The organism is Enterobacter sp. CCUG 70166, assembly GCF_020224095.1.
Classification (GTDB): Bacteria; Pseudomonadota; Gammaproteobacteria; order Enterobacterales; family Enterobacteriaceae; genus Enterobacter; species Enterobacter intestinihominis.
On record NZ_NRIQ01000043.1, the window covers coordinates 19,566 to 32,785 of the forward strand.

Annotated in this window: 11 protein-coding genes; 8 read left to right on the forward strand and 3 right to left on the reverse strand. The window is 58.7% G+C overall.

Features of this window, described 5'->3' with window-relative positions; all coding sequences use genetic code 11:
• The first annotated feature begins 1 nt into the window (after position 1).
• Positions 2-760, forward strand: a complete 759-nt coding sequence (gene phnP, locus CKK19_RS19325) for a phosphonate metabolism protein PhnP (RefSeq protein WP_023305273.1) — start codon at positions 2-4, stop codon at positions 758-760.
• Between the two features lie 55 nt (positions 761-815).
• Here phnP and yjdP read toward each other — a convergent pair whose 3' ends face one another.
• Together yjdP and CKK19_RS19335 are read right to left on the reverse strand one after the other, a co-directional pair.
• Complete coding sequence (yjdP, locus tag CKK19_RS19330; RefSeq protein WP_017382647.1) at positions 816-1,139, reverse strand: DDRRRQL repeat protein YjdP; 324 nt, start codon at positions 1,137-1,139, stop codon at positions 816-818.
• A gap of 69 nt (positions 1,140-1,208) precedes the next feature.
• Positions 1,209-3,488, reverse strand: a complete 2,280-nt coding sequence (locus tag CKK19_RS19335; protein WP_063854250.1) for a hybrid sensor histidine kinase/response regulator — start codon at positions 3,486-3,488, stop codon at positions 1,209-1,211.
• A 181-nt stretch (positions 3,489-3,669) separates the two neighbouring features.
• Here CKK19_RS19335 and CKK19_RS19340 point away from each other — a divergent pair, with 181 nt between their 5' ends.
• The 6 genes from CKK19_RS19340 to CKK19_RS19365 all read left to right on the forward strand — a co-directional run bounded on the left by CKK19_RS19340 (position 3,670) and on the right by CKK19_RS19365 (position 9,837).
• On the forward strand, positions 3,670-5,184 hold the full coding sequence (locus CKK19_RS19340) for a sugar ABC transporter ATP-binding protein (protein WP_063854249.1): 1,515 nt from the start codon (positions 3,670-3,672) through the stop codon (positions 5,182-5,184).
• A 2-nt stretch (positions 5,185-5,186) separates the two neighbouring features.
• Positions 5,187-6,182: an ABC transporter permease subunit gene (locus tag CKK19_RS19345; RefSeq protein WP_063854248.1), complete on the forward strand. Its 996-nt coding sequence runs from the start codon at positions 5,187-5,189 to the stop codon at positions 6,180-6,182.
• Between the two features lie 28 nt (positions 6,183-6,210).
• Complete coding sequence (locus CKK19_RS19350; protein ID WP_003860240.1) at positions 6,211-7,152, forward strand: ABC transporter substrate-binding protein; 942 nt, start codon at positions 6,211-6,213, stop codon at positions 7,150-7,152.
• Between the two features lie 108 nt (positions 7,153-7,260).
• Entirely contained in the window at positions 7,261-7,947 is a 687-nt protein-coding gene (locus tag CKK19_RS19355; RefSeq protein WP_045309106.1) for a D-lyxose/D-mannose family sugar isomerase, read from the forward strand.
• A gap of 10 nt (positions 7,948-7,957) precedes the next feature.
• On the forward strand, positions 7,958-8,818 hold the full coding sequence (locus CKK19_RS19360) for a ketose 1,6-bisphosphate aldolase (RefSeq protein ID WP_022646771.1): 861 nt from the start codon (positions 7,958-7,960) through the stop codon (positions 8,816-8,818).
• Positions 8,818-9,837, forward strand: a complete 1,020-nt coding sequence (locus tag CKK19_RS19365; RefSeq protein ID WP_063854247.1) for a carbohydrate kinase family protein — start codon at positions 8,818-8,820, stop codon at positions 9,835-9,837. Before CKK19_RS19360 ends, CKK19_RS19365 begins: the two co-directional genes overlap by 1 nt.
• On the opposite strand, the gene CKK19_RS19370 is transcribed toward CKK19_RS19365, so the two are convergent.
• Positions 9,819-10,550 (reverse strand): response regulator, encoded by a 732-nt coding sequence (locus CKK19_RS19370; protein WP_022646769.1) that lies wholly within the window; start codon positions 10,548-10,550, stop codon positions 9,819-9,821. The genes CKK19_RS19365 and CKK19_RS19370 overlap by 19 nt on opposite strands.
• A 256-nt stretch (positions 10,551-10,806) precedes the next feature.
• Here CKK19_RS19370 and fdhF point away from each other — a divergent pair, with 256 nt between their 5' ends.
• Complete coding sequence (fdhF, locus tag CKK19_RS19375) at positions 10,807-12,954, forward strand: formate dehydrogenase subunit alpha (protein ID WP_225455205.1); 2,148 nt, start codon at positions 10,807-10,809, stop codon at positions 12,952-12,954.
• The last annotated feature ends 266 nt before the right edge of the window (positions 12,955-13,220 follow it).

Here is a 13,220-nt window from a genome sequence, read left to right on the forward strand (position 1 = left end):
TATGAGTCTGACGATCACGCTGACAGGAACCGGAGGGGCGCAGCTGGTGCCGGTGTTTGGCTGCGACTGCGCGGCGTGCCGACGGGCGCGTTTACAGGAAAATTATCGCCGTCGCCCCTGCAGCGCGGCGGTGAAATTCAACGATGCGGTCACCTTGCTGGACGCGGGTATTCCACACCTGATGGACGACTGGCCCGCAGGGAGTTTCAGGCAGTTTTTGCTTACCCACTATCATATGGATCACGTTCAGGGGCTGTTTCCTCTGCGCTGGGGCGTGGGGGCGACCATTCCGGTTTACGGTCCGCCGGACGACGCAGGCTGTGACGACCTGTTCAAACATCCGGGCCTTCTCGATTTCAGCCACACGGTGGAGCCGTTTGTGACGTTTGAACTTCAGGGCTTGCGGGTCACGCCGCTGCCGCTCAACCATTCAAAACTCACATTTGGCTATCTGCTCGAGTCCGCCCACAGCCGCGTGGCGTGGCTTTCTGATACCGCCGGGCTACCGGATAAAACGGTGACGTTTCTGCTAAATAATCAGCCGCAGGCGATGATTATTGACTGTAGCCATGAACCGCGCCAGGAGACGCCGCGCAACCACTGTGATTTGAATACGGTGATTGCGCTGAACGAGGTGATTGGCTGTCCGCAGGTGATCCTGACGCATATCAGTCATCAGTTTGACGTCTGGATGATGGATAACCCGCTGCCGTCCGGCATTGAAGCGGGGTATGACGGGATGGTACTGGTGCTGGATTAGGTTTTGCCGGGTGGCGGCTGCGCCTTACCCGGCCTACGCGTTGCGAAACCGGGGTTTACCACCGATCGTAATCATCCTCTAACCGGCGCTCATCCTCCTCTAACCGACGCCGGTCGTCATCCAGCTGCCGCTGACGCTCGTCTAAGCGCTGGCGTCGGTCTTCTAACTGCCGGCGACGATCGTCGTACTGGCGGCTGTCGGTTTGACGGCTGCGATCGTAACGATCGTCGTCATCGTCATTACGGCTGCTGCCGGGGTTATAGGCGTCGTTGATCGCCTGCTGAATATTGCCAATAGCATCATCAATCACATCGGCATGCGCCAGTTGGCTGGTTAAAGTCAGCAGACCCAATAACAGAGCGGTAGAGTAACGTTTCATAAGGCCAGACTCGCAGGTGAACTGGCCTTAAAGTAATGACTGGCTGTTAGCGGGAGTAGCGGAGGAATCTCAAATTACCATCACCTTGCGCAGCGCCTGCGCCAGCTGTGCGCGGGTGAACGGTTTTCGCAGTAACGGAACGTCCGGCAGCTGCGGGTTATGCGCCGGGCGCAAATCCTGCCCGCTGATCAGCAGAACCGGCAACTGCGGATAGTGGCTGCGTACATGGCCGATCACCTCCGCACCGCTCAGGCCGCCCGGTAACATCAGGTCGCTGATAAACATGCCGATATCCGGTGATGCGTCCAGCATGTTCAACGCCTGCTCGCCGTTTTCGGCTTCAAGCGTCAGGTAGCCAAGCTGGTGCAGTTGCTCGCACAGGGTCTGACGCACGCCCGCCTCATCTTCCAGGACCAGCACAAGCAGCTCACTTTCTGCCGGGGCCGTGGTCGCCAGCACGACATCATCGGAGAACGCGGGCAGCGTCGAGCGCGGCAACTGGAGCCGCACGGTGGTTCCCTGCCCCGGCGCGCTTTCGATCTCAACGCGACCACCCGACTGGCGCACAAAGCCGTACACCATCGACAGCCCTAGCCCGCTGCCGCTGCCGGTCTGTTTGGTGGTGAAGAACGGTTCAAAGACCTGCGATTTCACCTCCTGCGACATCCCGCAGCCGTGGTCAATCACCTCCAGCGCGACCATATCCTGCCTGCGCCCGTCGCTACGGGTCACACGCTGGTTCCAGGTGCGAATTTTAATCACACCGTTTTGCCCCTCCATTGCATCACGGGCGTTCATCACCAGGTTGATAATGGCGTTTTCCAGCTGGCTGACGTCAATCCATGCGGGCCAGGCCGGGGTTTGCGCTTCAATATCCAGCGTCAGCGTGGCGGGAAGCGAGTGCCGCATCAGCTCGCTCAGGTTCTCCAGCAGCGGCTTCATCTCTACCGCATGTGGATGCAGGGATTGCTTGCGCGAGAAGGCCAGCAGACGCTGGGTGAGCATGGCTCCGCGTTCCGCGGCTTTAAGCGCACGGGTGATGCGCGGCGCGTCCGGTGATGCCGAATCGGTCAGCTCCAGACTGCCGATAATCACCGCCAGCAGGTTATTAAAATCATGCGCCAGGCCACCCGTCAGTTGCCCGACCGCCTTCATTTTCTGGCTGTGCAGCAGCGCCTCCTCCAGCCCCTGACGTTCGATGCGGTCAACCTCCATCTGTGAGGTCTTCTCCTTCAGCAGCCGCGTGGTGTGCTCCAGCGAAGCGGTATTGCGGGCGAAAACGTTAAACGCGCGCGCCAGTTCCCCCAGCTCATCACGCCGCTGTAGCGCGGGCACCGACACATCCTGCTCCCCATGAGCGAGACGCGACATCGCCCTTGAGATAGCCGTCAGGTTGGAGCCCAGATTGCGGTAAATATACCAGCAGGCACAGCCGGTGATGATCAGCGCCAGCACCGCGAAGATGCTGATAAACACGCTGATGGATTGCAGCTCGTGATGGCTCTGGGCCGTGCGAAGCCGGGAAGCCTGCGCCACCTGTTCAACGTACTGATTAATGTCGCTGTTTAATATCGCCACCAGCGCCTTGATGTGGAACATGTACCAGCTGATGGACAGTTCGCTCTCCTCCAGCTGCGTCGACAGTGGTGCGAGCTTGCGCAGCTCATCATTAAAATCCGGGAGCACCAGGTTGGCCACCGGTTGCAGGGCGCTCGCGGGTAACCCCGCGGTTACTGCATCCAGCTGCTGCACCGTGGCGCGCGGTGAAGGGGTATCAATGGCGGCAACGATCAGCCTGTCCATCTCTGCAAGCTGTCGGGCGTCTGGCACATTGCTCGCGTAACGGCGGTTGATATCCTGCAAATGACGCAGGTAGCTTTGGCTTTGATAGAGCGAGCTGAGCAGCGCGTTACGCTCCAGATGCCGCTTTTGCCCGCGCTCCAGCATTCCCGTCACGCTCTCCTGTAACTCATTACTCCTGCGAATAATTCGCGCCACCAGCGCCGGCTCCTGCTGCGCCAGCGGCGCATCGGCAAGTTGATCCAGCGAGTGGCGCAGCGCCATCTGCGTCTGTTTCAGCCGCTCGGCTTCGCCTTTGTACTCCAGCGCACCGACCACCTGCGACAGCCGCACCGCCGCCGTTGCCACATTTGCGGTATCACGGGCGAGGTTCATGCTGCCGATCATGTCATCCAGCGTTTGCTGTTGGACCTGCTCCTGGATCTGGCTGGCGTGACGAAAGCCGAGCACCGCCACACCGCTCACCATCAGCGTGACGGCGACCACCAGCAGATTAAAAATCAGCAGGCGTCCGCGGGCGCTGGTGAAGAACGGGGGGCGTGAAGACATGGGTTTGGGCTCCTCTGCGGATTGGTGCCCTCACCCTGGCCCTCTCCCACAGGGAGAGGGAAAAGGAAAATGTGATGGCGATTAGCTATTCATAACTATGACAAATATGAACAGCTTCTGACATTTTGCATTTACGCGCCTGTGATGAAGTGCAGATATCGACATTCACAGGAGATCCGCCATGAGCAGAACCCCGGTTTTAGAGATGCGCAATATTGCCAAGACGTTTGGCAATTTCCACGCGCTCAAGGGCGTGGATTTGACGGTTTTCCCCGGTGAGATCCACGCGCTGATGGGGGAAAACGGCGCCGGAAAAAGCACGCTGATGAAGATCCTCGCAGGTGCCTATACCGCCAGCAGCGGCGACATCCTCATCGACGGTAAGCCGTTTCATATCAAAGGGCCGAAGGATGCGCTGGCCGCAGGCATTACCCTGATTTATCAGGAGATGCAGCTTGCTCCTAACCTGACCGTGGCGGAAAACATTTTTCTCGGCAGCGAGCTGTCGCGCGGCGGGCTGGTCCAGCGCAAAGAGATGGCTGCCCAGGCGCAGGCGGTCATTGACCGCCTCGGTGCGCAGTTCAGCGCCACCGACCTGGTCATGAAGCTGGCGATCGCCGAGCAGCAGCAGGTGGAGATCGCCCGCGCCCTGCACCGCAACAGCCGCATTCTGGTGATGGACGAACCTACCGCCGCCCTCTCCTCGCGCGAAACCCACCGTCTGTTCGAACTGATTTTGCGCCTGCGCGATGAAGGCATGGCGATTATTTACATCAGCCACCGGATGGCGGAAGTGTATGAACTCTCGGACCGCGTCAGCGTGCTGCGCGACGGGCAATACGTCGGCAGCCTGACGCGCGACAGGCTCAACGCCTCCGAGCTGGTGCGCATGATGGTGGGCCGTCCGCTCAGCGATCTGTTTAACAAAGAGCGCGATATTCCCCTCGGCAGCCCGCGTCTTAACGTCCACCACCTCACCGACGGCAAAAAAGTGCAGCCCTGTAGTTTGCAGGTGCGCTCCGGTGAAATCGTCGGACTGGCGGGGCTGGTCGGGGCCGGGCGTTCCGAGCTGGCGCAGCTGATCTTCGGCGTGCGCAAAGCCACCGGCGGCATGATTGAGGTGGACGGCGAACCGGTGGTGATCCACTCCCCGCGCGCGGCCATTGAGAACGGCATCGGTTTTCTTACCGAGAACCGCAAGGAGCAAGGTCTGTTTCTGGAGCTGGCGGCGCAGGAGAACATCACCATGGCGACGCTGGAGCGCGACGCCACCTTCGGCTGGCTGAACCGCAAAAAAGCGCAGTCGATTTCCGATGACGCCATCGCCCTGCTCAATATCCGCGTGCCCCATTCACAGGTGCGCGCGGGCGGGCTCTCCGGCGGCAACCAGCAAAAACTGCTGATCTCCCGCTGGGTGGCGATAGGCCCGCGCATTCTGATTCTGGACGAGCCCACGCGCGGCGTAGACGTCGGCGCAAAAAGCGAGATCTACCGCATCATGAACCAGATGGCGCGCAAAGGCGTTGCGATACTGATGATCTCCAGCGAGCTGCCGGAAGTAGTAGGGATGAGCGACCGGGTGTACGTGATGCGGGAAGGCAGCATTGCGGGTGAACTGCACGGGCGCGACATCTCTCAAGAAAACATCATGACGCTGGCAACCGGCGTAAACGACACACATCATCAGGCGGTGTAATTATGACAACTCCAACCCATCCGCAGCAGGTGGCGAAATCCGCCTCCGCCAAAAAAATGCTGATGAGCGATCTGATGCAAACGATCGGCATTTTGCCGATTTTAATCCTGATTGTGGCGGTATTTGGCTTTATCGCCCCGAACTTTTTCACCGAGAGCAACCTGCTCAACATTACCCGGCAGGCGTCGATCAACATTGTGCTGGCGGCCGGGATGACCTTCATCATCCTGACCGGCGGGATTGACCTCTCCGTGGGCTCGATTCTGGGCACCACGGCAGTGGCGGCGATGGTAGTGTCGCTTATCCCTGAATTTGCGATGCTCTCCATTCCGGCGGCGCTGATGCTCGGTACGGTGCTGGGGCTGTTCAACGGTGCGCTGGTGGCCTTCGCCGGGCTGCCACCGTTTATCGTCACGCTCGGCACCTATACGGCGCTGCGCGGCGCGGCCTACCTGTTGGCGGACGGCACGACGGTTATTAACTCCAACATTAACTTCGAGTGGATCGGCAATAACTACCTCGGCCCGATTCCGTGGCTGGTGGTGATCGCCCTGGCGGTGATTGTGGTGTGCTGGTTCATCCTGCGCCGCACCACCCTCGGCGTTCACATCTATGCGGTTGGTGGCAACATGCAGGCGGCACGCTTAACCGGCATTAAGGTCTGGCTGGTGCTGCTGTTTGTCTACGGCATGAGTGGCCTGCTCTCGGGCTTAGGCGGCGTGATGAGTGCTTCACGTCTCTACAGCGCCAACGGCAACCTCGGTACGGGGTACGAGCTGGATGCGATTGCGGCGGTGATCCTCGGCGGCACCAGCTTCGTCGGCGGGATCGGCACGATCACCGGCACCCTGGTGGGCGCGCTGATCATCGCCACCCTCAACAACGGCATGACGCTGATGGGCGTCTCCTATTTCTGGCAGCTGGTGATCAAAGGGGCGGTGATCATCATAGCGGTGCTGATCGACAAATACCGTACCCGACACCATCAAAGTGCATAACAACAATACCCTACGTGAGGAATACAGCATGAGATTGAAGCCCTTAGTGACCGCGCTCTGTGCTGGCGCGCTGCTGGCCGCAACCCCGTTTGCGCAGGCAAAAGATCTGAAATCCATCGGCGTGACGGTGGGTGACCTGGCTAACCCGTTCTTCGTGCAGATCACCAAAGGTGCCGAGCTGGAAGCGCGCAAGCTGGCGGGGGACAACGTCAAGGTGACGCTGGTCTCCAGCGGGTACGATCTGGGCCAGCAGGTGTCGCAGATCGATAACTTCATTGCGGCGAAAGTAGACATGATCATCCTCAATGCCGCGGATTCCAAAGGGATCGGCCCCGCGGTAAAACGCGCTAAAGAGGCGGGGATCGTGGTCGTGGCGGTGGACGTGGCGGCGGAAGGGGCCGATGCGACCATCACCTCCGATAACACTCAGGCGGGGGAAATGGCCTGTAAGTACATTACCGACCGCCTGAAAGGTAAAGGCAACGTGGTGATCATCAACGGACCGCCGGTTTCTGCGGTACAAAACCGCGTGGAGGGCTGCCAGACCGAGTTCAGGCGCCACCCGGATATCAAAGTGCTCTCGGATAATCAGAACGCCAAAGGCAGCCGCGAAGGCGGCCTGGAGGTCATGACCTCCCTGCTGGCGGCCAATCCGAAGATCGACGGCGTATTCGCGATTAACGATCCGACCGCGATCGGCGCCGATCTGGCGGCTAAACAGGCTCAACGCAACGAATTCTTTATCGTTGGCGTGGATGGCAGCCCGGACGGTGAAGAAGCCCTGAAGCGCGAAAACTCGCTGTTTGTTGCTACCCCGGCGCAGGATCCGCAGGTGATGGCGGCGAAGGCGGTGGAGATCGGCTATGACATTCTTCAGGGCAAACCTGCGCCGAAAGAGCCCGTGCTGATCCCGGTGACGATGATCGATAAAAAGAACGTCGGCACGTATAAGGGGTGGACGGTTAAGTAAGCCCCTCACCCCGGCCCTCTCCCCAAAGGGGAGAGGGTGTTCAAGTTCCCTCTCCCCTTTGGGGAGAGGGTTAGGGTGAGGGGGCGGCAAAAAAAGTAAGGAGTCCCCATGAAACGCTCCGACATCAATGAAATCCTCGGCCACACACGGCAGTTCTTCTCCATGCACGACGTGCATCTCCCCCCTTTTGCCAGCTTTCCGCCGACAAAATGGCAGCAGCTTGACCAGGCAGCATGGCAGGAGGTGTTTGACCTCAGGCTCGGCTGGGACGTGACGGCATTTGGTGGCAACAACTTCGCTGCACAGGGGTTAACGCTTTTCACCCTGCGCAACGGCTCCCCCAACGGCGTGCCCTATGAAAAGTGCTATGCCGAAAAAATCATGCACGTCCGCGACGGCCAGGTGACGCCGATGCATTTTCACTGGCGCAAGCGGGAGGACATTATTAACCGCGGCGGCGGGAATCTGATTATTGAGTTATGGAATGCGGGCGCGCATGAAGAGACCGAAAACACCGACGTGACCGTCACGATAGACGGCTGTCGGCAGACGCACGCGCCCGGCAGCCAGCTGCGCCTCACGCCTGGGGAGAGCATCTGCCTGACGCCCGGCCTGTACCACAGTTTCTGGGGTGAACGCGGCTTTGGTGACGTGCTGGTGGGCGAAGTGTCGTCGGTCAATGACGATGAACACGACAACCACTTTTTACAGCCCATTGACCGCTACAACACCATTGAAGAAGACGAACCGGCGGTGCTGGTGCTGTGCAACGAGTACACCCTCTTTCGGATATAAGGAGTGAATGATGCCATTGATTTCTCTTGCCGACGGTCTGGCCCACGCCAGGGAACACCGCTACGCCCTGGGCGCGTTCAACGTGCTCGACTCCCATTTCCTGCGCGCGCTGTTTGCCGCCGCGAAGCAGGAACGCTCGCCGTTTATCATCAACATCGCCGAAGTGCATTTTAAGTACGTGTCTCTGGAGTCGCTGGTGGAAGCGGTGAAATTCGAAGCTGCCCGCCACGATATTCCCGTGGTGCTTAACCTCGACCACGGACTGCATTTTGAGGCGGTGGTGCGCGCCCTGCGTTTAGGGTTCAGCTCGGTGATGTTCGACGGCTCCACGCTGAGCTATGAGGAAAATATCCGCCAGACCCGGGAAGTGGTGAAGATGTGCCACGCGGTGGGCGTCTCGGTAGAGGCGGAGCTGGGCGCGGTAGGCGGGGATGAAGGTGGCGCGCTGTACGGTCATGCGGATGAAGCCTTCTTTACCGACCCGCAACTGGCGCGCGAATTTGTTGATTCAACCGGCATCGATGCGCTGGCGGTTGCCATTGGCAACGCGCACGGCAAATACAAGGGCGAGCCGAAGCTTGATTTTCCGCGTCTGGACGCCATTCGCCAGCAGACGGGCCTGCCGCTGGTTTTACACGGTGGCTCTGGCATAAGCGACACTGATTTCCGCCGCGCCATTGAACTCGGTATTCATAAAATCAATTTCTATACCGGCATGTCGCAGGCCGCACTTGCCGCCGTTGAGCAACGCATGGCGAACCGCCAATCGCTTTACGATGAGTTTGCCGAGCTGCTGCTGGGCATTGAAGAGGCCATTACCGATACGGTTGCGGAACAGATGCGCATCTTCGGCAGTGCGGGGCAGGCCTAATGGAACGCAAAGGGATCGTCGCCGCAGGCAATATGCTGGTGGATCACGTCCACCAGATCGTACAGTGGCCGGAGCGCGGCTGGCTGGCAGAAATCACCCACAGCGAACGCTCAACCGGCGGTGCGCCGCTCAACGTTCTGCTGACGCTGGCAAAAATGCATGTCGGCCTGCCGTTACAGGCGGTGGGGCTGATTGGGGAAGACAGCGACGGAGACTATATTCTGGCGATGCTCGACCAGTATCACGTCAATCGCCAGCGTGTGCAGCGCACGACGTTCTCCCCAACGTCGATGTCGCAGGTGATGACCGACCCCAGCGGACAGCGCACTTTTTTCCACTCGCCGGGCGCCAACCGCCTGCTGGATCTTCCCGCCTTCGATCGTTTAGACGGATCGCTGAAGATCTTCCATCTCGGCTATCTGCTGCTGCTCGACAGCCTGGACATGCCGGATGACGAATTTGGCACCCGCAGCGCGCGGTTACTGGCACAGATGCACGATCAGGGGTATGAAACCTCGCTCGATCTGGTGTCCCGCAAGGGCGACCCGCGCTATCAGCCGCTGGTGCTCCCTGCCCTGCGCCATCTTGATTATCTGGTGATTAACGAGCTGGAAGCCGGTGAGTTTAGCGGGCTTGAGATCCGCGACGGCCATGATGCGCTGAACATGGCCCATATCGCCGACGCTGCCGCACAGCTGCTGGCGGCAGGCGTGCGACAGCGGGTGGTGATCCACTGTCCGGAAGGGGCATGGGGTGAAGCGCCGGGTGAAAAAGGGCAATGGGTTCCGTCGTGGAAGCTGACGCAGGACGAGATTATCGGTAGCGTCGGCGCGGGCGACGCGTTTTGCGCGGGCTTTTTATACGGCTGCCATGAATCCCTGCCGCTGACGGAGAGTATTTATCTGGCGCACGCCTGCGCGCGGGCCAGCCTGCTGGCGGCTAATGCAATTGACGGCGCGAAAACGCTGGCCGAGCTTCAGACGTTTATTCAGGAGAACGGTCAGGCGGCTTTCTCATGATGGGAAACGTCCGTGGCAAAAACATAGCCCAGACCGCGAATGGTTTTGATCAGCAGAGGCTGGTGCGGATTAACCTCAATTTTTCGCCGCAACCGCATGATCAACACGTCGATAGTGCGGTCAAAGACCTCGGCGCTTTCGCTGTGGGTCAGTTCAAGCAGTTGTTCACGGCTCAGTACCCGGCGGGCGTTTTGCGTTAATGCCAGCAGCAGGCCATATTCGCCCTGGGTTAACGGCACGGTATTACGCTGCGGATCGCTCAGCTCGCAGCGGGTGGTGTCCAGCGTCCAGCCGTTAAAGGCAATACCTTCAACGCGCGGCGCGGCAGGCTCCGCAGCCAGCGCGCCGGTACGACGCAGCACCGCCTTAACGCGGGCGACCACCACGCGCGGATTGAACGGTTTTCCGATGTAATCATCAGCGCCCATTTCCAGCCCAACGACCACATCTGATTCACTTCCCAGCCCCGTCAGCATCACCACCGGTAGCGACGGTCGCCGCTTTTGCATCTGCAGCAAAACCTGTAATCCGTTGATATCCGGCAGCATCATGTCCAGCAGAACCAGCGCAATGCCGGAGTCCTGCTGGACACGGTTCACCGCTTCCTGACCGGTGTGACACGTCAGCACGGTAAAGACGTGCTCGCTGAGCACATCCTGTAGCAGTTCGCAGACTGCGACATCATCATCAACCACCAGAATCGCCGGTTTCATCGCATGCTTCCGTCAGGGAATTATGTTAAGTCTGAACCATTCTGCCGCCGGCTCCAGCCGAATTGTTTTTTACGTGACGGAAATTCAATCCATGTCACATCCCCTGCCCTTTCGACACGTCAATTTTGACGATTGGCTGTTTTTCGTCAGGGTTTTGCCCCGCAAAGGGTCGTAAAGTCAGGAAATACCCATAGTAAAAACATGGCATAGAAGCTGCATATTGGGCAGGTAAGAACTGTTTAACTGGAGCAAAGCGATGAAAAAAGTCGTCACGGTTTGCCCTTATTGTGCCTCAGGTTGCAAGATCCACCTGGTGGTCGATAACGGCAAAATCGTCCGGGCGGAAGCGGCGCAGGGTAAAACCAATCAGGGCACGCTGTGCCTGAAAGGGTACTACGGCTGGGATTTTATTAACGATACCCAAATCCTCACCCCGCGCCTGAAAACCCCTATGATCCGCCGCGAGCGCGGCGGCAAGCTGGAAGCCGTCTCCTGGAATGAAGCGCTGGATTATGTTGCCACGCGCCTTAGCGCCATCAAGGCCAAGTATGGCCCGGATGCGATTCAGACCACCGGCTCCTCACGCGGAACCGGGAATGAAACCAACTATGTGATGCAAAAATTCGCGCGCGCCGTTATTGGTACCAATAACGTCGACTGCTGCGCTCGCGTCTGACACGGCCCATCGGTTGCAGGTCTGCACCAGTCGGTCGGTAACGGCGCAATGAGTAATGCCATCAACGAGATAGATAACACCGATCTGGTGTTCATCTTCGGCTATAACCCGGCGGATTCTCACCCTATCGTCGCGAATCACGTGATTCGCGCCAAACAGAACGGGGCGAAAATCATCGTCTGCGATCCGCGCAAAATTGAAACCGCGCGCATTGCCGATATGCACATCGCACTGAAAAACGGCTCGAACATCGCGCTGTTAAATGCAATGGGGCACGTCATTATTGAGGAGAACCTCTACGACCAGGCGTTTGTCGCGAGCCGTACGGAAGGGTTTGAAGAGTATCGCAAGATTGTCGAAGGCTATACGCCGGAGTCCGTAGAGGCGATAACCGGCGTCAGCGCACAGGAGATCCGCCAGGCGGCGCGGATGTACGCCGGAGCGAAAACCGCCGCCATTCTGTGGGGTATGGGCGTGACCCAGTTCTACCAGGGCGTGGAAACCGTGCGCTCGCTCACCAGCCTCGCCATGTTGACCGGCAATCTGGGTAAAGCGCATGTGGGCGTGAACCCGGTACGTGGTCAGAATAACGTGCAGGGCGCGTGCGACATGGGCGCGCTGCCGGACACCTATCCGGGCTACCAGTACGTCAAATTCCCGGAAAATCGCGAGAAATTCGCGAAGGCCTGGGGCGTGGAGAGCCTGCCTGAGCACACGGGGTATCGCATCAGCGAGCTGCCGCACCGCGCGGCGCACGGTGAAGTGCGTGCGGCCTACATCATGGGTGAAGATCCGCTCCAGACCGACGCCGAGTTGTCTGCGGTGCGTAAAGGGTTTGAGGATCTGGAGCTGGTGATTGTTCAGGATATCTTTATGACCAAAACCGCGGCGGCGGCGGATGTGATTTTACCGTCGACCTCCTGGGGAGAGCATGAAGGTGTCTATACGGCGGCAGACCGCGGCTTCCAGCGCTTCTTCAAGGCTGTCGAGCCGAAGTGGGATCTGAAAACGGACTGGCAGATCATCAGCGAAATCGCCACCCGGATGGGCTACCCGATGCACTACAACAACACCCAGGAGATCTGGGACGAGTTGCGGCATCTGTGCCCGGACTTTTATGGGGCAACCTATGAAAAAATGGGTGAGCTAGGCTACATCCAGTGGCCATGCCGGGATGAGTCAGAGGCGGATCAGGGAACGTCGTACCTCTTTAAAGAAAAAATCGACACCCCGAACGGGCTGGCGCAATTCTTCACCTGCGACTGGGTCGCGCCGATCGATAAACTCACCGACGTGTATCCGATGGTGCTCTCCACCGTGCGTGAAGTGGGCCATTACTCCTGCCGTTCCATGACCGGCAACTGCGCCGCGCTGGCGGCGCTGGCGGATGAACCGGGCTACGCGCAGATCAACACCGCCGATGCCGAACGGCTCGGTATTGAAGATGAAGCGCTGGTGTGGGTGAACTCGCGTAAAGGCCGCATCATTACCCGCGCGCAGGTCAGCGACCGTCCGAACAAAGGCGCGGTCTATATGACCTACCAGTGGTGGATTGGCGCCTGTAACGAGCTGGTGACGGAGAACTTAAGCCCGATAACCAAAACGCCGGAGTATAAATACTGCGCCGTAAACGTGGAGCCCATAGCGGATCAGCGCGCAGCGGAACAGTATGTGATCGACGAATATAACAAGCTGAAAGCCCGCCTGCGTGAAAGCGCAATGGGATGAAGCTGTTAATTAATCGCTGACTAAATGGGGTGAGATATTCACCCCATTATTATTTCTGGCATCGCTATTAATAATATCAATATATTTCTCTGAGGACGTCTCGCAGAAAAATGTAATTTGCGCGAAAATTAATTACATCTTTGCATTTTAATTCAGAGGGATAAGATATGCGGCGGGTGCTTAAGACTTTCTGTCTTGAGCATTGTTGAGGGACAGAAAGTGGAAAGCCCCGGGAAATTTGCATTTACCTGTACTGCACCCATTTT

Bases quoted from the DNA above. Each gene is read 5' to 3' on its own strand.
- phnP (WP_023305273.1), top strand. From the start codon at position 2: ATGAGTCTGACGATCACGCTGACAGGAACCGGAGGGGCGCAGCTGGTG.
- yjdP (WP_017382647.1), bottom strand. From the start codon at position 1,139: ATGAAACGTTACTCTACCGCTCTGTTATTGGGTCTGCTGACTTTAACC.
- CKK19_RS19335 (WP_063854250.1), bottom strand. From the start codon at position 3,488: ATGTCTTCACGCCCCCCGTTCTTCACCAGCGCCCGCGGACGCCTGCTG.
- CKK19_RS19340 (WP_063854249.1), top strand. From the start codon at position 3,670: ATGAGCAGAACCCCGGTTTTAGAGATGCGCAATATTGCCAAGACGTTT.
- CKK19_RS19345 (WP_063854248.1), top strand. From the start codon at position 5,187: ATGACAACTCCAACCCATCCGCAGCAGGTGGCGAAATCCGCCTCCGCC.
- CKK19_RS19350 (WP_003860240.1), top strand. From the start codon at position 6,211: ATGAGATTGAAGCCCTTAGTGACCGCGCTCTGTGCTGGCGCGCTGCTG.
- CKK19_RS19355 (WP_045309106.1), top strand. From the start codon at position 7,261: ATGAAACGCTCCGACATCAATGAAATCCTCGGCCACACACGGCAGTTC.
- CKK19_RS19360 (WP_022646771.1), top strand. From the start codon at position 7,958: ATGCCATTGATTTCTCTTGCCGACGGTCTGGCCCACGCCAGGGAACAC.
- CKK19_RS19365 (WP_063854247.1), top strand. From the start codon at position 8,818: ATGGAACGCAAAGGGATCGTCGCCGCAGGCAATATGCTGGTGGATCAC.
- CKK19_RS19370 (WP_022646769.1), bottom strand. From the start codon at position 10,550: ATGAAACCGGCGATTCTGGTGGTTGATGATGATGTCGCAGTCTGCGAA.